This window comes from Arthrobacter sp. CAU 1506 (assembly GCF_005047635.1).
In the GTDB taxonomy this organism is placed as follows: Bacteria; Actinomycetota; Actinomycetes; order Actinomycetales; family Micrococcaceae; genus Crystallibacter.
This window is the reverse complement of the sequence record NZ_SUKC01000001.1, coordinates 535887-554268: the sequence shown is the minus strand read 5'-3', so window position 1 is coordinate 554268 and position 18382 is coordinate 535887. Positions and strand designations below refer to the sequence as shown.

Annotated in this window: 17 protein-coding genes; 5 read left to right on the top strand and 12 right to left on the bottom strand. The window is 66.3% G+C overall.

Features of this window, described 5'->3' with window-relative positions; all coding sequences use genetic code 11:
- Positions 1-36: 36 nt before the first annotated feature.
- The 10 genes from E4J89_RS02415 to E4J89_RS19875 form a co-directional block, all read right to left on the bottom strand.
- Entirely contained in the window at positions 37-444 is a 408-nt protein-coding gene (locus E4J89_RS02415) for a hypothetical protein (RefSeq protein ID WP_136784476.1), read from the bottom strand.
- A 123-nt stretch (positions 445-567) separates the two neighbouring features.
- Positions 568-1056: a pyridoxamine 5'-phosphate oxidase family protein gene (locus E4J89_RS02410; RefSeq protein WP_136784475.1), complete on the bottom strand. Its 489-nt coding sequence runs from the start codon at positions 1054-1056 to the stop codon at positions 568-570.
- 366 nt (positions 1057-1422) lie between these two features.
- A complete protein-coding gene (locus E4J89_RS02405) occupies positions 1423-1908 on the bottom strand; it encodes an SRPBCC family protein (RefSeq protein ID WP_136784474.1) in 486 nt (161 codons plus the stop codon).
- Complete coding sequence (locus E4J89_RS02400) at positions 1905-2207, bottom strand: metalloregulator ArsR/SmtB family transcription factor (protein ID WP_136784581.1); 303 nt, start codon at positions 2205-2207, stop codon at positions 1905-1907. Before E4J89_RS02400 ends, E4J89_RS02405 begins: the two co-directional genes overlap by 4 nt.
- A 767-nt stretch (positions 2208-2974) precedes the next feature.
- Entirely contained in the window at positions 2975-4612 is a 1638-nt protein-coding gene (locus E4J89_RS02395; RefSeq protein ID WP_136784473.1) for an ABC-F family ATP-binding cassette domain-containing protein, read from the bottom strand.
- 183 nt (positions 4613-4795) lie between these two features.
- On the bottom strand, positions 4796-6655 hold the full coding sequence (locus tag E4J89_RS02390) for an alkaline phosphatase D family protein (protein WP_136784472.1): 1860 nt from the start codon (positions 6653-6655) through the stop codon (positions 4796-4798).
- A gap of 222 nt (positions 6656-6877) precedes the next feature.
- Positions 6878-7693, bottom strand: coding sequence for a hypothetical protein (locus E4J89_RS02385; protein ID WP_136784471.1), 816 nt, complete (start codon positions 7691-7693; stop codon positions 6878-6880).
- A complete protein-coding gene (locus E4J89_RS02380; protein ID WP_136784470.1) occupies positions 7690-8241 on the bottom strand; it encodes an RNA polymerase sigma factor in 552 nt (183 codons plus the stop codon). Before E4J89_RS02380 ends, E4J89_RS02385 begins: the two co-directional genes overlap by 4 nt.
- Before the next feature lie 73 nt (positions 8242-8314).
- On the bottom strand, positions 8315-8905 hold the full coding sequence (locus E4J89_RS02375) for a hypothetical protein (RefSeq protein WP_136784469.1): 591 nt from the start codon (positions 8903-8905) through the stop codon (positions 8315-8317).
- A gap of 753 nt (positions 8906-9658) precedes the next feature.
- On the bottom strand, positions 9659-9784 hold the full coding sequence (locus tag E4J89_RS19875) for a hypothetical protein (protein ID WP_276606330.1): 126 nt from the start codon (positions 9782-9784) through the stop codon (positions 9659-9661).
- Positions 9785-9811: 27 nt separating this feature from the next.
- Here E4J89_RS19875 and E4J89_RS02370 point away from each other — a divergent pair, with 27 nt between their 5' ends.
- Entirely contained in the window at positions 9812-11410 is a 1599-nt protein-coding gene (locus E4J89_RS02370; RefSeq protein ID WP_136784468.1) for an HNH endonuclease signature motif containing protein, read from the top strand.
- Positions 11411-11526: 116 nt separating this feature from the next.
- Here E4J89_RS02370 and E4J89_RS02365 read toward each other — a convergent pair whose 3' ends face one another.
- Together E4J89_RS02365 and E4J89_RS02360 are read right to left on the bottom strand one after the other, a co-directional pair.
- The gene (locus tag E4J89_RS02365) at positions 11527-13212 is read right to left on the bottom strand and encodes a thiamine pyrophosphate-dependent enzyme (protein ID WP_136784467.1); all 1686 of its coding nucleotides are present in this window, start codon (positions 13210-13212) and stop codon (positions 11527-11529) included.
- A gap of 499 nt (positions 13213-13711) precedes the next feature.
- The gene (locus E4J89_RS02360; RefSeq protein WP_136784466.1) at positions 13712-13990 is read right to left on the bottom strand and encodes a DUF3040 domain-containing protein; all 279 of its coding nucleotides are present in this window, start codon (positions 13988-13990) and stop codon (positions 13712-13714) included.
- A 304-nt stretch (positions 13991-14294) separates the two neighbouring features.
- On the opposite strand from E4J89_RS02360, the gene E4J89_RS02355 reads away from it, so the two are divergent.
- The 4 genes from E4J89_RS02355 (at position 14295) to E4J89_RS02340 (ending at position 18311) form a co-directional block, all read left to right on the top strand.
- The gene (locus E4J89_RS02355; RefSeq protein WP_136784465.1) at positions 14295-14843 is read left to right on the top strand and encodes a gluconokinase; all 549 of its coding nucleotides are present in this window, start codon (positions 14295-14297) and stop codon (positions 14841-14843) included.
- A gap of 74 nt (positions 14844-14917) precedes the next feature.
- Positions 14918-16324: a GntP family permease gene (locus E4J89_RS02350; RefSeq protein ID WP_136784464.1), complete on the top strand. Its 1407-nt coding sequence runs from the start codon at positions 14918-14920 to the stop codon at positions 16322-16324.
- A gap of 62 nt (positions 16325-16386) precedes the next feature.
- Positions 16387-17160, top strand: coding sequence for an SDR family oxidoreductase (locus E4J89_RS02345; protein ID WP_136784463.1), 774 nt, complete (start codon positions 16387-16389; stop codon positions 17158-17160).
- Positions 17161-17255: 95 nt separating this feature from the next.
- Positions 17256-18311 carry an L-idonate 5-dehydrogenase gene (locus E4J89_RS02340; protein ID WP_136784462.1) on the top strand — a complete coding sequence of 352 codons (1056 nt, stop codon included), beginning with the start codon at positions 17256-17258 and terminating at the stop codon, positions 18309-18311.
- Positions 18312-18382: the final 71 nt, after the last annotated feature.

Below are 18382 nucleotides of genomic sequence, written 5' to 3'. Positions count from 1 at the left end.
TGGCCTGGTCAGCTAGTGAGCCGGATCCCTTGCCGCTCACGGCTTGAGCTCCTTGCCCAGTTCTGCCAGCTCGGCAGCCTGCGCCTGCAACCTGACCACAACCGCTTGGACAGCCGACGCGTCCCCGCTCGCCTGCGCCAACTGGGCGCTGTGCAGGCTTCGCAGCGCCCGGTCCAGGGTCTGCAGGATGTTCTGCTGCAGCGCCAGATCGTCGGCGGTCTTCGGAGTCAGCTCGGCGGCGCTTTGGTAAGCCGCCGTGCTCTGGTCCACCATGTCCCCGAGGGTGGTCTCCGAAAGCGCGTCAGTGGCCTTGTCCTCGGTTTCCAGCCGCAGCACCATGGCCGCCGACCCCACCGCTGCCGAAGCCTCCTTGGCGGACTGTCCCAACGGATCGGCCAGCCCGCTGCTGCAGCCGGTCGCGAGCAGCAGGAGAGCGGCCAACATGGCGAACCTCTTCAAGCTCCGACCCAAGCGGTTCATTGTCCTCCTGACGGGATCGGCGGATGCCTCAGTATGAAGCGAGTCCGGCGCACGGGGCCAGGAGACTTGTCCCGTGCGCCGGACCCGCTAAAGGTCCACGACGTCGTTCTTGCCGACGTCGTCAGCTTTCTTGCCGGTGACCATCCCCTTGGCCAGCTTGAACAGCGTGACTACCTTGGGGGAGTCCGGCCTCCAGTATTCGGCTGTGTGCGACTCGACGTGAATCAACGTCACCTTGGGGTCGTCCTTGCCGTGCTCAAACCACGGTTCCATCGTGGGGCCCCAGAGGTCGTCGATTTTCGCTTGGTCGCGGACGATCTGGGCCGTGCCCGAGATGGACAGGTAGCCGTCCGATCCGCTGACCGAGACATTGACGTGGGGATTGCCGCGTATTTCGTCGGCTTTGGGCGAGGGGTCCTGCGTCACGAACCACAGGTCGCCGTCGAACTCGGCTTTCTGCAGCGCCAACGGGCGGCTGAACAGCTGGCCGCTGGCATTGACCGTGGTGAGGACGCCGATGTCCGCGTCCTTCAGGATCTTGGCGACTTCCTTGCGTCCTTCGTCATCGTTGGCCATGGGACCACCTTCCGTGTCGGGTGCAGGGAATCCTCAGCATACTTTCTAATCTCGGGGACGCCAATGCTCGGAGGCGGAAGGGGCGCCACGGTTGGGAAGCGGCCGGCGGCATGTGGGGCGGCGCGAGGAGGGGGGCGGAGGATGCATCGGTTGAGAAGCGGCCGGACTCGTGTGGCGGCGCGAGGGGGCGAGGGGGCGAGGCGGAGGGTGCAACGGTTGGGAAGCGGCCGGACGCGTGTGGCGGCGCGAGGGGGTGAGACGGAGGGGGCGAAATCGCGTGCCGACGCGGCGCGAGAAGGGGCCGGAGCCAGCGGGCTCCGGCCCCTTCGCCGAGCTGGTGCCTGTGCCTGTCCCTGCGCTTGTGCCTTAGGCCGTCCGGACGCCGGCCAGGAGTTCGTCCAGCCGCTCGTAGCCCTCGCTCATGCCACCTTCCATGCCGGACTGGGCCATGCCGTCGCGTGCCTCGAGCGTGGGGTAGACCGAGTGGCCGATCAGCTTGCAGCGCCCGTTGCCGAGGTCCTCGAAGGTCATGAACTCGATGCTGACAACATCCGGGTAGCCGCCGAATTCGAACGTTTGCACGGCGAACTCGTTCTCGCGCACGGTGTGGAAGACGCCGGTGAAGGCGTACTGCACGCCGTCGGGTCCGGTGTGCAGGTATTTATAGCTGCCGCCGGAGCGGAAATCGTAGTGGTCGATGTCCATTTTCATGCCGCGCGGGCCCAGCCACTGCTTGATCAACTCGGGGTCCTGGTGGGCGCGGAAGACCTCGGCAACCGGATAGTCGAATTCCCGTTCGGTCTCGATGAACGGGACGCCGTCCGGGACGGTCACTTTGAGTGCATTGCTCATGGTTTGTCCTTGGATAGTTGGCTGAGCACGGCATCCAGTCCGCGGTACTGTGCCTCGCGGGCCAGTCTGTACTGGTCGATCCACGCTGTGAGCGCTTCGAGCCGTGCGGCGTTCAGGTGGACGGGCCGGCGCTGGGCATCCCGGGTGCGGGTGACCAGTTCCGCCTGCTCGAGGACCTGGATGTGCTTCGAGACCGCCTGCTTGGTGATTTCGAAGGGCTCGGCCAGTTCGTTGACCGTTGCCGGTCCGCGGCTGAGCCGGGCGATGATGCGGCGGCGGGCGGGATCCGCGAGAGCCATGAAGGCCCGGTCGAGAAGTGCCTCGTCGCTGCGATCAGTCACGGTGTTCAACTCTTCCTTTGATCAACCTTGCGGTTGACTAAGAACCTACTCTCATGCACTCAACTGGTCAAGAGGTACTACGAGCGGGGGCCGGGCGAACCTGCCCGCAGGGGTAAGTGGTCCTCTTACCGAGGTCCTCTCAGCGTGGCCGGGACGGACGTTTGGGAGGACGATGGAATCGCGTTCCGGTGTGCCGCCGGGCCGGCCGCAGCCGCACAGACGCATGGGTCCCTCCACCGGCACCTGGCGTAGGCGGGAGTACTGAAAGCCCGGTCCCGTCCGGGGTTGCCGTCTTCCTGGCCCGCCGGTACGCGGCCAAGCCGGAAGCGGAACGGCGGCGGGGTGCAACGCGCCTGTTCACCGGCCGATCGGGGGCGACCACCAGCACCACAAAAGGAATGAAGGCAAGTACGACGTCGATAACAAAAAGGGTGACTTGCATGGCCAACTCCTACCCCATGGCATCAGGGTAAGCGCCGAATGGTCCACGCACAATGGGGAATTTTCCGGGTGCCAAAACGTCAGGTTCCTCGGCGGTAAGACGGCCGATTCCGGGGTGCGAAGGCGGCAGCTTCGGGGGCGGGAAGCTAGCAGTTCGGGGGCCGCGAAGCCATAGTTCGACGGGCGGGCGCTGGCAAAAAGGAGGGCTGCCGGTCGCACCGGCACCCGGGCCTCACCTCACAGTGACGGCCCCGGGCGTCATCTCACGGTGACGGCCCCAGGCGTCACCTCACGGTAACTTGGCCGGCGTCGACGTCCCATCGGGTGTCCAGCCGGACGTTTTCCAGCAGGCGGCGATCGTGGGAGACCAGCAGGAGGGTTCCGTCGTAGCTGTCCAGCGCCTGCTCCAACTGTTCGATGGCGGGCAGGTCCAAGTGGTTGGTAGGTTCGTCGAGGACCAGCAGGTTCACGCCGCGGGCCTGCAGCAGGGCCAGAGCGGCGCGGGTGCGCTCGCCGGGGGAGAGGGCACCGACTGCGCTGGCAACTTGGTCTGCCTTGAGCCCAAACTTCGCCAGCAGGGTGCGGACCTCGGCCTGGCTGTAGTCCGGCACCAGCGCTTCGAAGGCAGCGCCGAGCGGCTGGTCCTCCGCGAGCTGGCCGCGCGCTTGGTCAATCTCGCCGATGGCGACGCTGGCACCCAAGGCGGCAGCGCCGTCGTCGGGCTCTTGGTGTTCCAGCAGCAGGCGCAGCAGGGTGGATTTGCCCGCGCCGTTGGGCCCGGTGATGCCGATGCGTTCGCCGGCGTTGACCTGGAGCGAGACCGGGCCGAGCGTGAAGCCGTCGCGGCGGACCGTGGCCTGGTTCAGCGTGGCGACCACGGAACTGGAGCGCGGGGCGGCACCGATGCTGAACTGCAGCTGCCACTCCTTGCGCGGCTCCTCCACCTCGTCCAGCCGGGCGATCCGGGACTCCATCTGGCGGACCTTCTGGGCCTGCTTCTCGGACGATTCCATGCTGGCCCTGCGGCGGATCTTGTCATTGTCCGGGTTCTTCTTCATGGCGTTGCGGACGCCCTGCGAGCTCCATTCGCGCTGCGTGCGGGCCCGTGCCACCAGATCCGCCTTCTTCTCCGCGAACTCGTCATAGGCCTCGCGGGCGTGGCGGCGGGCCACGGCACGCTCCTCCAAAAAGGCGTCGTAGCCGCCGTCGTACACCGCCACTTTGTTCTGGGCCAGGTCCAGCTCCACCACGGTGGTGACGCAGCGGGCCAGGAACTCGCGGTCGTGGGAGACCAGCACCGCGCCGCCGCGCAGGCCCTGCACGAAGGACTCCAGCCGGGCCAGTCCGGCCAGGTCCAGGTCATTGGTGGGCTCGTCCAGCAGCACCACGTCGAACCGGCTCAGCAGCAAGGCCGCCAGTGCCGCCCGCGCGGCCTGGCCGCCGGAGAGGCTGGTCATGGCGGCGTCCGGGCCAACCTCCAGCCCGAGTTCGGCGAGCACCGGCGGAATCCGATCCTCCAGGTCAGCGGCGCCGCTGGCCATCCAATGGTCCAGCGCCGCGGCGTAGGCGTCGGCGGCCTGCTTGGAACCGGAGCCCAGCGCTTCGGCGGCGGACTCCATGGCTTCGGTGGCGTCGGCCGCTCCGGTGCGCCGGCTGATGTACGCGGCAATGGTCTCGCCGGGAATCCGCTCGTGTTCCTGCGGCAGCCAACCGATGAACGCATCCGAGGGCGCGGTGCTGACCGTCCCGGCCAGCGGGGAATCGACGCCGGCGAGGATGCGCAGCAGCGTGGTTTTGCCGGCGCCATTGGCACCGACCACGCCCACCACATCCCCGGGCGCGACGGTGAGGTTCAAGTTGGCGAACAGGGCGCGGTGGCCGTGGCCGCCCGAGAGGTCTTTGGCCACCAGCGTTGAAGTCATGCCTACCAGTCTAAGGAGCGACGGCGGTGCGTCGGGTTCGGCTGTGAGCTACGGCTCTGTGGTGTACGACGGCGGTGGTCGGCGGCGTCGGTGGTTGCCCGGGTCAGCTGCTGCGGTAGCGGCTGACCAGGGTTAGCGGTGGCCGGCGTCGGCGGTAGCCCCGGGCCGGCTGGGAGCCACTGCTCAGCGGCTGGCGGGCTCCCGTGGGGCGATGGTCATGGCGGCGACCTCTTGAAGCCGCGGGTGCAGATGATCGCCGTCGTCCACCACACCTGTTTCCCACCGGATCCTCAAGCCATCATCGGAAACCTGGAGGCTGGCCAGATTGTTGTCGAACCAGGGTCGTTTGAGGCCCTTCCAGTCGAATGGCGGTTTCGGTACTTTGGCCCCTTTGGCCACCAGTGCGCCCACCGGGGCGGCCACGCCATAGGACATGACCGCCGTGAAGTAGCGCAGAACCCGCGGCAGCGGGTTGCGGACCGGGGAGCAGACCGCCTGGACGATCCGACTGCCCGAGGACCGCTGGACCTCGGAGACGTAGGAGAAATGGACGTCGCCCGAGAGGAAGGTGACGGTTTCCGGCGCGGGCCCGCGTTCGCCGTCGGCCACTTCCTGCACCATCTCCGCCACCTTCCGGAAGCTGTGTTGGAAGGCTGCCCAGTGCTCCAGATCCACGGCCTGCCGAAGCTGCTCGCCGATGGCTGCCGGGAACCTGCCCCAGGCTCCTTCGCTCAGGGCCTCGTTCCACGACTCAATGTGGTGCAGGCCCTTGGGAAGCAGGAACGGCAGCGAAGTTCCGATCAGCAGGTGCTTGAAGCCGCCCTGCAGTTGGCCGTCCAGCCAGGCCATCTCCTCCTTGTCCAGCAATGAGCGCCGTTCCGGTTCGAGTTCCCGGGCCGCGCGCGAATCCAGCACCACCAGCCGGGCATCGCCGACATCTCGAGTGAAGCTCCACCGGTAGGTCTCCGGCTGCTGGTCCGAGCGCTCAGCGAACGCCTCCAGCGCGTCGGTGAGGTCCAGCTCGGCTGGTTCCTCGCCGTTGACGTCGCCTTCACCGGTGCCCTCGGGTGCCCCGCCGTCGCCGTCGAGGGCCCCGCCGCCGATGTTGCTGGTGCCGCCACCGGCCCCGTCGCGGGCCCCGCCGTCGCCGCCTCCATCACTGTTGCCAGCGTGGTTGGCCACCAGCTGCCAGATCTCGTCCTCGGCGCGCTGCTCCGGGGACAGATTGCCCAGGTGCTGGTAGACCCAATAGGACGTCAGCCCGGAAACAATCCGCCCGTGCCACCAGGACGTTTCCTCCATCTTCCGTTTCCAGGCCAGCGATGCGTTCCAGTCGTCACGGATGTCATGGTCGTCGAAGATCATGGCGCTGGGAACGGTGGACAGCAGCCAGCGGTTGGCGCCGTCCGACCACGCCAGCATGTAGAGGTGCGCGTACTCCTGATAGTCCTTGAGCTCCTCGCCCGGCGGCTCTTTGATATCGCGTCGGGAGCGGATGAAATCCTGCATCGCCTCTGAGGTGGAATCCGCATAGACCTGGTCGCCCAAGAAGAGGATCAAATCCGGCCAGCCCGAGTCGCGTTCGGCTGGGTCGGAACCGCTGCTGTCCTGGCCGGAGCCGCTTCCGGCTTGGCCGGCGGCCGCGCGGTGCAGCGCATAGGCCCGGAGCGCGTCCACTCCGTGCTTCCGGTTGCCCGCGGCGTCGTGCTCGATGCTGGTGCGGCAGGACCCAAAGGCCAGGCTGAGCGGGCGTCCCGGTTCGAGGGTGCGGATCACGGGATCCGGGTACGGCGAGTCCGGCTCCGGCCAAGCTGTCACGCCGTCGAGCTCAAGCCGGTACGAAGTAACGCTGCCGGGTTCCAGCCCGTCGACCTCGACCAGCGCATAGTGGTGGCCGTGCACGGCAAAGGTGCGTGCCTGCCAGGATCGGCCTGCAACCACGACGGCGACACGGGCTGCCTCAGCGGTTTCCACCCAGATGCTGGCCGTGGTCTGATCCACATAGCGCAGCATCGGGCCGAGTACCAGCGGCGATGGAGCCATGAATCCTCCCGCCTATTCCGACAGAACGGTTTCCCCTGGGCGACACTCTGCCATTATCTGCAGTGCGCCGGAAGAGCAGGCCGCGGCATTGCCCAAGGTTGGCCGTCAGCAGCCCGCGGCGGTTCGGCCTGTCAGTTTGCGTTCGGTTCTGGCACCACCGGCGGTTTGGCCAGTCTGCGTTGCGGCTCCGGCACACCGGTACCACCGCCAGGCTCCGTCCAGTTAGCGTTGCGGCTCCGGCACCACCGGCAGTTCGGGGATCCGGGCCGGATCGTCGGAGGGCAAGGTGCTCTCCGGCAGCGGAAGACCCTTGCCGGATTTGTCCTGCGGGCGGTCCGGGTCGGATGGGCCCGGCAACGTGCCGTCTAGTGGCGGAACTGCCGGCAAACCATCGCGGAATGGCATTGCCGGAGGGTGTTCGGCGTTGCGCTCACCGTTGCCGGACCGATTGCCGCCGCCCGGAGTCTCGGTTTGCTGTCCCGGGGCAAGGGACTTTCCGGGCGCGGCCGGGTCGGCTGATGCCGGGGCGGAATCTGTGTCGGCGGGAGTGTCTTTATCCGAACCGGTGTCGGTTCCTGAGTCGGAGCCGCTGTTGTGGGGCTGGTCCAGGCTCGGCGGAACGGGGTCACCGGCGGGCACGCCCGGCTGGGTCTGGTCGGGGGCTTCGGCTTGACCATCGGCCGGAGCGAAGAATCCGACGACGTTTTGAACGGCCTGGTCTGCGGCCGACCGGAAATCGGGGTTGGCCGCGGCCACACCCGTGACGCCCAGGCCGGTCCCGGCCAGGGCGGCCGTGACCATCAGGGCACCGCGGACGTTCCGGCGCCGCCGCAGCGGGACCACCGGCGCAACTGCGGGCGCATCTACCGGAGGCGTCATGAAGGCCATCAGCTCGTGAGACGGTTCAGGGGCCGGAATGTCTTGGCCGGCAGCCCGGAATGCTAGCAGTGAGGACGTGAGCCGGTCAGAAGGGGCCACTTCGGCTTCGTCCAGCAACCGGCGGACCGCATCGTCGTCGGAAATCTCATGGGGTTTCACAGCAGGGCCTCCTTCCTTTCCACAACGGATTTCAGTTTCAGCAGCGCGCGCCGCTGCAATTGCTTGATCGAGCCGGTGCTCCGGCCCATGATTTCGGCGACCTGTTCCAGCGACAGGTCTGCCACCACGCGCAGCAGCAGCACTTCCTGCTGGTCGGGTTTCAGTTCTTTGAGCTGGCGGCCCACGTCGCTCTCGCCGAGCGTTTCCAGCAAGGCCGTCTCGGCCGATTCCACCGCGCGACGGTCGGCGTCGGGGTCGTAGGGCGTCAGCTGGGGGTGACGGGCACGGCGCCTTACATCGTCCACATAGCGGGCGTGGGCGATGGAGTAGGCCAGCGTCCGCAGTCCTTGGAAGCCTCCCCGGACAGATCCGATCCGCGAGAAGAGCGCGAGGAAGACCTCCTGCACGGCGCCTTCATGGTCCTCCAGGCCGCGCACTTTCAGGTAGCCGGTGATCCCGGGCGCCAGCGCTGCATAGATCTCGCTGAACGCCTCGGCTTTTCCGGACTGCGCCGCATACACAACGTCGTCGGAGAGCGCGTGCAGCAAACTAAAAGTCCTTCTTTGCGGGCGTCGGGTGCGGCGCCATCAGTGTAGGCACCGCACCTGACACCATGCGAAATTACTGTCCGGCTTCAACCTCGAGGGAAGCTGCACCCCGGAGTTCGGCGCGGGCTTCTGCGGCGTCAGTACGGGCATCGATCTTGGCCTGCGCGTCGGTGTTAGCGTTCTTCGGCAGTTCCGGAACGGCCGGGATGGCGGGGACAGCCGGGATCCCGGACTCACCGTCGGCGCCCGGTACGGCCGGAGTTGCCGGAACGGCCGGGGTCACCACGGCACCGGAACGCAGCTCGGCGGCGGCGCCAGCCTCGTCACTTCCGGCTTCGGCCTCTACACGAGTCTCGGCGTCGGCCTTTGCATCGGACTCGAGGCCGTCTTCGCTCACGGAGGCCTCAGCGTCAGCCTCAACCTCGGCAGCGGACTTGGCGCCGGGCACGGCGGGGGTGGCCGGGACTGCGGGAATAGCCTGCTCGCCGTCAGCGGCGGGAACAGCAGGAGTCGCCGGAACGGCGGGAGTGGTGATGGCGTTCTCGGTTTCCCCCGCAGTCAACGCGGGGGCGGCAACGGCAGCACCTGCTCCGCCAACGGCGATGATGGCGGCCAGAGCGGTTCCCTTGGCGGGCAGGCTCAGGGTACGGAAACGATTCGTCATGGATCTCCTCGGTTGTTGCTTGGCGCGCGGCTGGTGGAAGTCCGCAGCGCGCTCGTACACCTGTCTAATCGAGCCGGCCCCGTGAAAGGTTACGCTTGCGTGATTCTTTTTTGCTGCTCCGCGTCGGCCGGGGGCTGACGACGACGGGGTGCTCACCTCTTTTTGCTGTCGGCACGTTGAGCCGACGACGGCGGTGTGCAGCTCACTTTCGTGCTGTTCCGTCGTTCAACTTGGGAAGACGACGACGGCGGTGCCCACCTCGTTTTTACTGTCGGCACGTTGAGCCGACGACGGCGGTGCCCAGTTCACTTTCGTGCTGTTCCGTCCTTCACTATGGGAAGACGACGACGGCGCTGCTCAGCTCAAGCGCCGAAGCCGGCTGGGTGGGTGCTGCGGTGGCTCACGATGAGGCACCATCGTCGAAGGTTCGTCTCGTCCTCCACAGCCCGGGTAGAAGGGCAATTTGGCCACAACCGGGAACTTGCGCCGGTGACCAGCCGGAGCGATCCATAGGCTGTAGTTAGTAGCAGTACCGCCGGTTCCGAGACTGTCAGTGCCAGCGGATAGCCTGTTTCTAGTAGTTCAGAACCACATGTTGGCCGTCAGGTGTCGCGTTTCCTGGCGGCGTCCGTGGACTCGTGTTCCACGACCGCTCGTGTTCGATGTCGTGCCCCTGGGCATGCTGACGATTGAGACGCTGAGATGTTGGATCCGGCAGCACCTGAAGGCCCACCCGCCGCGCCGCCCGGGCCATTAGCCCAGACTGGCGGTTCCGCCCCGCCCGGCCAGCTCGGCGGTTCCGCCCCGCCCGGCCAGCTCGGCGATTCCGGCCAGCTCGGCGATTCCGCCCAGCTCGGCGATTCCGCCCAGCCCGGCCATCCCGGTGCGGGTTCTGTTGATGCGGCTATGATCAATGCGTTTGCCAGTGCTCTGGTCTGTCCCGATGTGGACGTCTCGGACGCGGAGCGGATCAATCAGATCACCGCGCTGGAGAACCTCAAGGATGCTGCCGCTGCCGCGCAGGCCAAGATCGAGGTCGAACTGGATGCATCTATTCGTGCTCGCCGTGCCGCAGCCGGGGTGCCGAAGGAGCGACAGGGCCGCGGGATCACGCAGCAGGTGGGGCTGGCGCGTAGGGAGTCTCCGCACCGGGCCGGACTGCTGCTTGGCGTGGCGAAAATCTTGGTCAACGAGATGCCGCATACTCTGCGCGCGTTGGAATCCGGGGTCTTGAATGAGTTCCGGGCTGGGATTCTGGTCAGTGAAACCGCGTGCCTGACGCGGGAAGACCGGGCGCGAGTGGACGCGGAATTATCAGGGGACCCGGAACGTCTGCGAGGCCTGGGCAGCCGGCAGTTGCAAGCCGAAGCCAAGAGAATCGCGTATCGGCTGGACCCGCGCTCGGTGGTGCATCGGGCGGCGAAGGCCGAGGCCGACCGTCATGTCTCTTCTCGCCCCGAGCCGGACACCATGGTCTCCGTCCGTACCCTGTTGCCTGTAGTGCAGGGAGTGGCGGTGATGGCCTCGTTAAACCGGGAAGCGGACCGGCTGCGTAATGCCGGGGACCCCAGATCCCGGGGACAAGCGATGGCGGATACGGTGTTTGAGCGCCTGACCGGCCAGTCCACGGCGGACCCATCACGGGTCGAGGTCCAGTTGGTGATGACGGACCGGGCGATGCTGCAGGGAGACAGTGAGCCGGCCTGGCTGACCGGCTACGGCATCGTCCCGGCCCAATACGCACGCGACCTCATCCGTCTGCCGCAAGACCTCCCAGAAGATGGACCGGCTTCACGGACAGTGACGGCCCAAAGCTCCGCCGGGCCGCCGCGGAGCAGCAGCAGGGAGGCGCTGCCGGCGGGGACCGAGCCGGGATGGAAGACGGCGCGCGATGCGTCGCGGCGGGCGAGGTTGAAAGCCCTCAAGGTCGGCGGTGTGCAGGACATCTGGATCCGCCGCCTGTACACCGCTCCCGGTACCGGGCAGCTACTGGGGATGGATTCGAAGGCGCGGAATTTCCCCGATGGTCTGCGCCGGATGGTCATGGCCCGAGACGCTTCTTGCACCGGTCCTTGGTGTGATGCGCCGATCCGGCATATCGACCACATCGTTGCTTGGTCCGAGGGAGGAGAGACCACGCTGGCCAACGGCCGGGGCCTGTGTGAAGACTGCAACTATGCCAGGGAAGCCGATGGCTGGACCGGCAGGACCATTGACGGTCCCGGCCGCAGGGTGGAAACCAGTACCCCCACCGGCCATGTCTACCCTTCCACCTCGCCGCCCCTGCCCGGCACCACCTGGCCTGCCACGCTTTCGCCCGGGTCAGCACACGTTCCCATCGATCCGGGGGAGCCAGCCGAGGGGCTCACTGCAGGAGCCTGCTCCCCGGAAACCAGACACACGGCCGGAGTGAACGGCACGAGGGACAGGCGAATCGCGCAAAAGCGCCGACGGACCCGCCTGATGGGCAGCCCCAGCCCACTGCTCGACCGACAACGGAGATGACGCACCCGATGCGTTGCCGGGAACCTCAAAATTGCGTCCGCCCAACAGAAAGCCGGTGGCCGGGACAAGACGTCCCGGCCACCGGCTCCAACAAGCTCCGTCAAACTGAGCGCGTATCAGTAAGCCTTGACCCGCTGCTCAACCACCAAGTGGATCAGTGCGAAGTTCTTGTCCTCGTCAATGGCCTTCAGGGCAGCTTCGAGGGCTGCGGGCACGTCGGCATCGCGCTCTACCTTCACGCCGAAACCTCCGAAGGCCTGCGCCATGAGGGCGAAGTCGGGGTTCTTCAACTGGGTGCCGGAGATGCGCTCGGGGTACCAGCGTTCCTGGTGGGTCCGGATGGTGCCGTATTCCTGGTTGTCCATGACGATGACCAGCGGAGTGGCCCCGTACTGCGCAGCAGTTGCCAGCTCTTGCCCGTTCATGAGGAACTCGCCGTCGCCGGCGATGGTCACCACGCGGCGTCCGGGGTAGGCCAGCGATGCGGCGATCGCAGAGGGGACGGAGTAGCCCATGGACCCGTTCCGTGCGGAGAGCATGGAGGCGTAGTCGTGGGTGGGGAAGTAGCGGTGTGCCCAGTTGGTATGCTCGCCGGCGCCCAGCGTGATCATGGCGTCGCGCGGCAGGCCGCTCACCAGATTGGCCATCATGGTGTCCATCCGAGCCGGACCGTCGGTGGGCTCGGCTGGCGGCAGGGCCGCAAACTTCTCCTGCTCGCCCCGCATGCGCTGGGTGAAGCTCTTCCACTCTTCCTTCAGCGGCAGGTCCATCATGACCAGGTCGCGGACAAACACGTCCGGCTTGGCCACGATCTGGTAGGAGACGGGGCCGGAGCGTCCGCGGAGCGAGGGGTCAATGGTGACCAGGAAGTTCTTCTTGGACCAGTCCTGGCGTACCAGGAAGCCGTCGGTGATGACATCGCCCGGAACGGTGCCGACGAAGACCAGCAGGTCGGTTTCTTCGAGCAAGTCGTAGGTGGGCTTCGGCCGGCCGTAGCCGATCGGACCAACGTAGGAGGGGGAGTCAAAGGGGATGGTGCCCTCGCAGCGCCATTCGACCGCAGCTGCAATGTTGTGCTCTTCGAGCCAGGTGGTGAGGGCGCTGGCGCCTTCCTGGGTCCAGTCGTTGCCGCCGACGACAAACAGCGGCTTTTCGGCTTCCTTCAGGGCTGCCTTCAGCGCCTTCCAGTCGGTGACCGTCATGCCGCCCTGGGCAACGGGAATGACCGGGTGCAAAGTGGCATCGGTTTCTTCGCGAATGACATCTTCCGGCAGGCCGACGACGACGGGGCCAGGGCGGCCGCTGGTTGCCGCAAACATGGCTTCGGCGACGATTTCGGACGCACGCTCCGGGTGGTCCAGAACCATGACGCGCTTGGCGCCGGTATCGAACCAGGACTTGATGTCGAATTCCTGGAAGGCTTCACGGTCGCGGTGCTCAAACGGAATCAGGCCCACGAAGAGCACCATGGGGGTGGAGTCCTGCCATGCGGTGTGCAAGCCTACGTGGGCGTTGGCGGCACCGGGGCCGCGGGTGACCATCGCGATGCCGGGCCGCTGGTTCATTTTTCCGTCAGCCTCGGCCATGTAGGCGGCGCCGCCTTCGTGGCGGCAAACGATCGTGTCGATGGTGGAGTTGTGGAGCCCGTCCAACACTTCCAGGTAGCTCTCGCCGGGAACGACGTAGGTTCGTTCGACGCCGTGCGCAATCAGCGAATCGACAATGATGTGTCCTGCCGATTTGCGGCCGGGCTGCTGCTCAGCTGCGACTGCTGCGACCGCTTCCGTTTGAACCTGTGTCACAGGGAGACCTCTTTCACCTTTGAATCGAACTCAACCGCTGCATTCTTCTCGTGCGGATGCACGATCCACGACGAATGCGCTTGAGCAAAAGTACATGATGGAGTGTGTTATGCCACCGTTCCTGTGACACGGCGAGGTAACGAACGTGACGTGGTTCGCATCGGCGGAATTGCGTTCTGCCACGGGACAAGTTGAGCAGCACGGTGCGCTACGGGATCGACCCCGCGGAAAACGGCGCGAAAAGACGCGGGTTCGGGCGTTCAAGCGGCGGCTGAGTCCCACCGGCTAGGGCGGTGGGCGCTGAATTACCGGGCAGGCGCCGCGCTCGGCCGAACGCGCTGGGCACGTTGATCCGAACAAAGCGTGCAAGATAATCCGAACGGGGAGGCGTGCTCGGCGCGCGGGGGAGTAGGAATCCAAACCCTCGCTGCAAAGGGTTTGGGCGGCCGTCAGAAAGCTGTCTCGTCCTTCAAACGGGAGGGGAGGGCGCCTACACGTTTCACAGGCGGCGGTGCCGGGACATGAAGCCTGCGGTTCCGCGGATGGCGCCGGCGGCGAGGGCAATGACTCCCAGCATGGCCAAAACCAAAGAATTTCCTGCAACGCCGATAAACAGCAGAAGGGCGCCGATGACGGCCCAGAGAGTCCCGGCGCTGATGATGTGTCCGAACACCATGACCCCGCGACCAGACAGGGAGCGCGCCAGGCGAGGATCGTCGTTCTCCAATTCGTGCCCAAGCTTGTCCAGACGCCGCTGCTCTTCATCCGATAAGGACATTTCGACCTCCTCGGGCCCCGCGGCGCCGCAGATGGTGCCGCGTCGGACACCGTGTATAGACCAATGTAGCCGGGGGATGCAGCCAGCGGTACGGGCCGGAGCAAGCGAAGGCCAATTCGTTACCGTCTCGGCAAATATCCGGCACCTGCCGGCGCCTTCCCGGCTGGCGCTGGTGCGTGATGCAACCTTTCTTGTTTTGCTGGAGTCTGTCTGCCAGTGGTACTTTGTTCCGGATAAATCTGATTTATTGGCGAGAGATTAGTCACCAAATCAGATGTAATGATGCGTCTGAGGAGTTTTGCCCATGTCTCTGCAACTTCCCCCTTTGGTGGTTATGGGCGTCCAAGGATGCGGAAAATCCACGGTGGGCGCCGCCGTCGCACAGCATCTGGGTCTGGAATTCATCGACGGCGATGATCTGCACAGCGCCGCCAACAAGGAAAAAATGGCCTCCGGGCACCCCCTCACCGACGCTGACCGGCACCCGTGGCTGTCCGCCATTGGCCAGGTCATGGCGGACAAATTGGAGGAGGGAACCACAGCCGTTGTTGCGTGCTCCTCGTTGAAGCGCAGCTACCGCGACCTCATCCGCTCGTTTGCCCCCGAAACCAGGTTCATCCACCTCGTCGGCAGCCGCGAGCTGATCGCCGCACGGATCAGCGGGCGTGACCACGAGTACATGCCGCCGACCTTGCTGGACTCGCAGTTCCAGACTCTGGAACCGCTGGGGGAGGACGAAGCCGGGCTGGAAGTGCCCGTCACCGACTCGCCGGAGCAGATTGCCGTCAGGGTAGAGAGCTATCTGCAAGAGGCAGCCGGCTCCACGGGTACCGAAGGCTCAACGCACAACTAGAACTAGCCGGCTCCACCGACGATTAAAGCTCAACACACAACTAAACGGATAACCATCCGACTCAACGAAGGACAATGATGACCGAACTCGAGCTCAACTGGACGTTGAGCACGCCCGGCCTCTTGCTTGTCGCCGTGGCAGCCATTGCGCTGCTGCTGGTGCTGATCATGCGGTTCCGGGTGCATGCTTTCCTGTCGCTGATTATCGTCAGCTTGCTCACCGCCGTGGCCACAGGCATACCGGCAGGCCAGATCATGCCCACCCTTCTGGGCGGATTTGGCGGAACCTTGGCCAGCGTTGCCCTGCTGGTAGGCCTGGGCGCCATGCTCGGCCGCATGCTGGAGGTTTCCGGCGGCGCCGAGGTCATGACACAGGCACTGATTAAGCGTTTCGGCGAGAAACGCGCACCGCTGGCGCTGTCCATTGCATCGCTGCTGTTCGGCTTCCCGATCTTCTTCGACGCCGGCCTCGTGGTCATGCTGCCGATCATCTTCACCGTGGCACGCCGCCTGGGCGGTTCGCTGCTCTTCTACGCATTCCCCGCTGCCACCGCGTTCTCCGTGATGCACATCTTCGTGCCGCCGCACCCGGGCCCCGTGGCCGCTACCGGTCTGCTGGGCGCCGACGTCGGACTGGTTCTGGTCTTGGGCCTCGTCGTGGCCATCCCCACCTGGTACGTTGTGGGCTACCTGTTCGGCCGTCACCTGGGCCGCCGGTTCGACATCCCCGTCCCGGACATTCTGGACGCCCCGAAGGGATCGGTAGAATCCGAATTCCGCTCCGCTCCGAAGCTGGGCACCATCTTCTTCCTGCTGCTGCTGCCCCTGGTGCTGATCTTCCTGAACACCGGCCTGAACATGCTGGCGACGGCAGAGGTGGTCTCGCTGGAGGACACCTGGGTGCAGATCCTGCGCATGCTGGGCGAGACCCCGGTGGCGCTGCTGATCACCGTGCTGCTGGCGATGTGGCTGCTGGGCAGCCGCCAGGGCAAGGAACGCAGCCTGATTGAGACTGTGGTGGACAGCGCGCTGGGCCCGGTCTGCTCGATCATCCTGATCACCGGTGCCGGTGGCATGTTCGGTGGCGTGCTGCGTGCCAGCGGCATCGGCAACGCGATCGCCGAGTCGCTGGACGCCATCGGCCTGCCGATCATCGTGGCGGGCTTCGTCATCGCCGCCGTCGTCCGTGTGGCACAGGGCTCCGCCACGGTGGCGCTGACCACCGCCGCCGCGCTGGTCCAGCCGGTAGTGATGGGCAACCCGGAATTCAACCCGGTGGAACTGGCCGCAATCGTGCTGGCGCTGGCCGCGGGTTCGGTCTTCGCCGGCCACGTGAACGATTCGGGCTTCTGGCTGGTCAGCCGGTTCTTCCAGATGGACACCAAGACCACGCTGAGGACCTGGACCGTAGGCCAGGCGCTGGTGGGCGTGGTCGGCTTCGTGCTGGCGCTGGCCATCTTCCTGATCGCCTCGTCGTTCTAGTATTAACCTGAGCAATATGGACGGGACGGCTGCGGCCGTCCCGTCCGCATTTGGAGAGATATATGACTGTGAACCTGTTCGACATTTCCTCCCGGGTCGCCCTGGTAACCGGCTCCAGCCGCGGCATTGGCAAGGCCATTGCCCGCGGGTTGGCCGCCGCCGGCGCCGTCGTGGTGCTTAATGGGCTGGACGAGGAACGTTTGGAAGCCACCCGAGCGGAACTGGCGGCAGAGTTCGGGGCGGAGAAGATCTTCGCGCGCGCCTTTGACGTCACCGATGCGCAGGCAGCGGCCGACGGCGTGGCTTGGGTCGAGCGCGAAGTGGGACCTCTGTGGGTGCTGGTCAATAATGCCGGCGTCCAGCACCGGGTGCCGATGCTGGACCTGGAGGTGGACGACTGGGAACGCGTACTGCGCACCAACCTGACCAGTGCCTTCCTAGTGGGCCGCGAGGCCGCCCGGCACATGATCAAACGTGGCGCGGGCAAGATCATCAACATCGCTTCCGTGCAGACCGACCTGGCCCGCCCGACGATCGCCCCGTACACCGCCTCCAAGGGCGGCATTCGCAACCTGACCAGGGCGATGACCGCCGAGTGGGCGGCCCAAGGCCTTCAGATCAACGCGATCGCCCCGGGTTACATCCACACCGAGATGACCCAGAAGCTGGTTGATGACGAGGCGTTCAACAGTTGGATCCTGGGCCGGACCCCGGCTCACCGCTGGGGCACGGTGGAGGACATCGTGGGACCGGCTATCTGGCTGGCGTCCGACGCGTCCAACTTTGTCAACGGCCAGGTGGTCTTCATCGACGGCGGCATGACCACCGTCGTCTGACCAACGGCGTCCGAGCGACGCCGGCTAACCGGCGGGCCAAGGCACCCAAGGCGGCGCACCGCCGTCGTACTTTTTCAGATTGAAAGGCAGCACCCATGACAACCCTTCCAGCACAGTCCCTTGGCGTTGTGGCCCATGCGGCCGGAGACCTGCGGGTTGAGCCGGTGGCGCTGGCGCCCGCCGGGCCGGACGAAGCCGTGGTGGAAATTGCGTACGGCGGGATCTGCGGGTCCGACCTGCACTACTGGCAGCACGGCGCGGCCGGCGAATCCATCCTGAAAGCGCCGATGCTGCTGGGCCACGAAGTGGTGGGCACCGTGGCGGCAGCTGCGGCCGACGGCAGCGGGCCGGCCGCCGGCACCGCTGTGGCAGTGCATCCGGCGACGCCCGGCCCGGGGGACGGCTCCAAGTACCCGTCCGACCGCCCCAACCTGTCCCCGGGCTGCACGTACTTGGGCAGCGCGGCACGCTTCCCGCATACCGAGGGCGCGTTCGCGCGCTACATCAATCTGCCCACCCGGATGTTGCGCGAGCTGCCGGAATCCCTGCCGCTGCGCCGCGCCGCCTTGGTGGAGCCGGCCAGCGTGGCCTGGCACGCGGTCTCGCGGGCCGGCGACGTGGCGGGCAAGCGGGTGCTGGTGATCGGCTGCGGCCCGATCGGTGCGCTGATCATCGCCGTGCTGAAGCGGGCGGGCGCGGCCGAGATCGTCGCCGTCGACATGCATGAGAAGCCGCTGGACATCGCACGGGAGGTGGGCGCGAGCCGCACCCTGCTGGCCACCGACGCGGAGGGGATTGCCGCGGTCGAAGCGGACATCTGCCTGGAGTCCTCCGGCAACCACTACGGCCTGGCGTCGGCAGTGCGCGGTGCTGCCCGCGGCGGTCGCGTGGTGATGGTGGGGCTGCTGCCGTCGGGTGAACAGCCGGCGCTGATTTCGCTGGCCATCACCCGTGAGCTGGAGCTGGTGGGTTCCTTCCGCTTCAACGACGAGATCGACGAGGTCATTGCCGCGCTGGCGGACGGGTCCCTCTACGCGGATCCGGTGATGACCCATGAATACGCCGCGGCCGATGCGCTGGAGGCGTTCGGGATGGCGCGCGATTCGTCGCAAAGCGGCAAGGTGCTGCTGCGCTTCAACGACGCGCAGTAGCCGCCGGCATCCTCAGGCCGGGCTTCGGCTCGGAGTTCACTATTCAACAGGCGCCGTTTTCGCACGCGGGA

Coding starts and splice junctions, on each gene's coding strand:
- E4J89_RS02415 (WP_136784476.1), bottom strand. CDS start 444: ATGTTGGCCGCTCTCCTGCTGCTCGCGACCGGCTGCAGCAGCGGGCTG.
- E4J89_RS02410 (WP_136784475.1), bottom strand. CDS start 1,056: ATGGCCAACGATGACGAAGGACGCAAGGAAGTCGCCAAGATCCTGAAG.
- E4J89_RS02405 (WP_136784474.1), bottom strand. CDS start 1,908: ATGAGCAATGCACTCAAAGTGACCGTCCCGGACGGCGTCCCGTTCATC.
- E4J89_RS02400 (WP_136784581.1), bottom strand. CDS start 2,207: ATGGCTCTCGCGGATCCCGCCCGCCGCCGCATCATCGCCCGGCTCAGC.
- E4J89_RS02395 (WP_136784473.1), bottom strand. CDS start 4,612: ATGACTTCAACGCTGGTGGCCAAAGACCTCTCGGGCGGCCACGGCCAC.
- E4J89_RS02390 (WP_136784472.1), bottom strand. CDS start 6,655: ATGGCTCCATCGCCGCTGGTACTCGGCCCGATGCTGCGCTATGTGGAT.
- E4J89_RS02375 (WP_136784469.1), bottom strand. CDS start 8,905: ATGACGAATCGTTTCCGTACCCTGAGCCTGCCCGCCAAGGGAACCGCT.
- E4J89_RS19875 (WP_276606330.1), bottom strand. CDS start 9,784: ATGGCCGGGCTGGGCGGAATCGCCGAGCTGGGCGGAATCGCCGAGCTG.
- E4J89_RS02370 (WP_136784468.1), top strand. CDS start 9,812: ATGATCAATGCGTTTGCCAGTGCTCTGGTCTGTCCCGATGTGGACGTC.
- E4J89_RS02360 (WP_136784466.1), bottom strand. CDS start 13,990: ATGTCCTTATCGGATGAAGAGCAGCGGCGTCTGGACAAGCTTGGGCAC.
- E4J89_RS02355 (WP_136784465.1), top strand. CDS start 14,295: ATGTCTCTGCAACTTCCCCCTTTGGTGGTTATGGGCGTCCAAGGATGC.
- E4J89_RS02350 (WP_136784464.1), top strand. CDS start 14,918: ATGATGACCGAACTCGAGCTCAACTGGACGTTGAGCACGCCCGGCCTC.
- E4J89_RS02345 (WP_136784463.1), top strand. CDS start 16,387: ATGACTGTGAACCTGTTCGACATTTCCTCCCGGGTCGCCCTGGTAACC.
- E4J89_RS02340 (WP_136784462.1), top strand. CDS start 17,256: ATGACAACCCTTCCAGCACAGTCCCTTGGCGTTGTGGCCCATGCGGCC.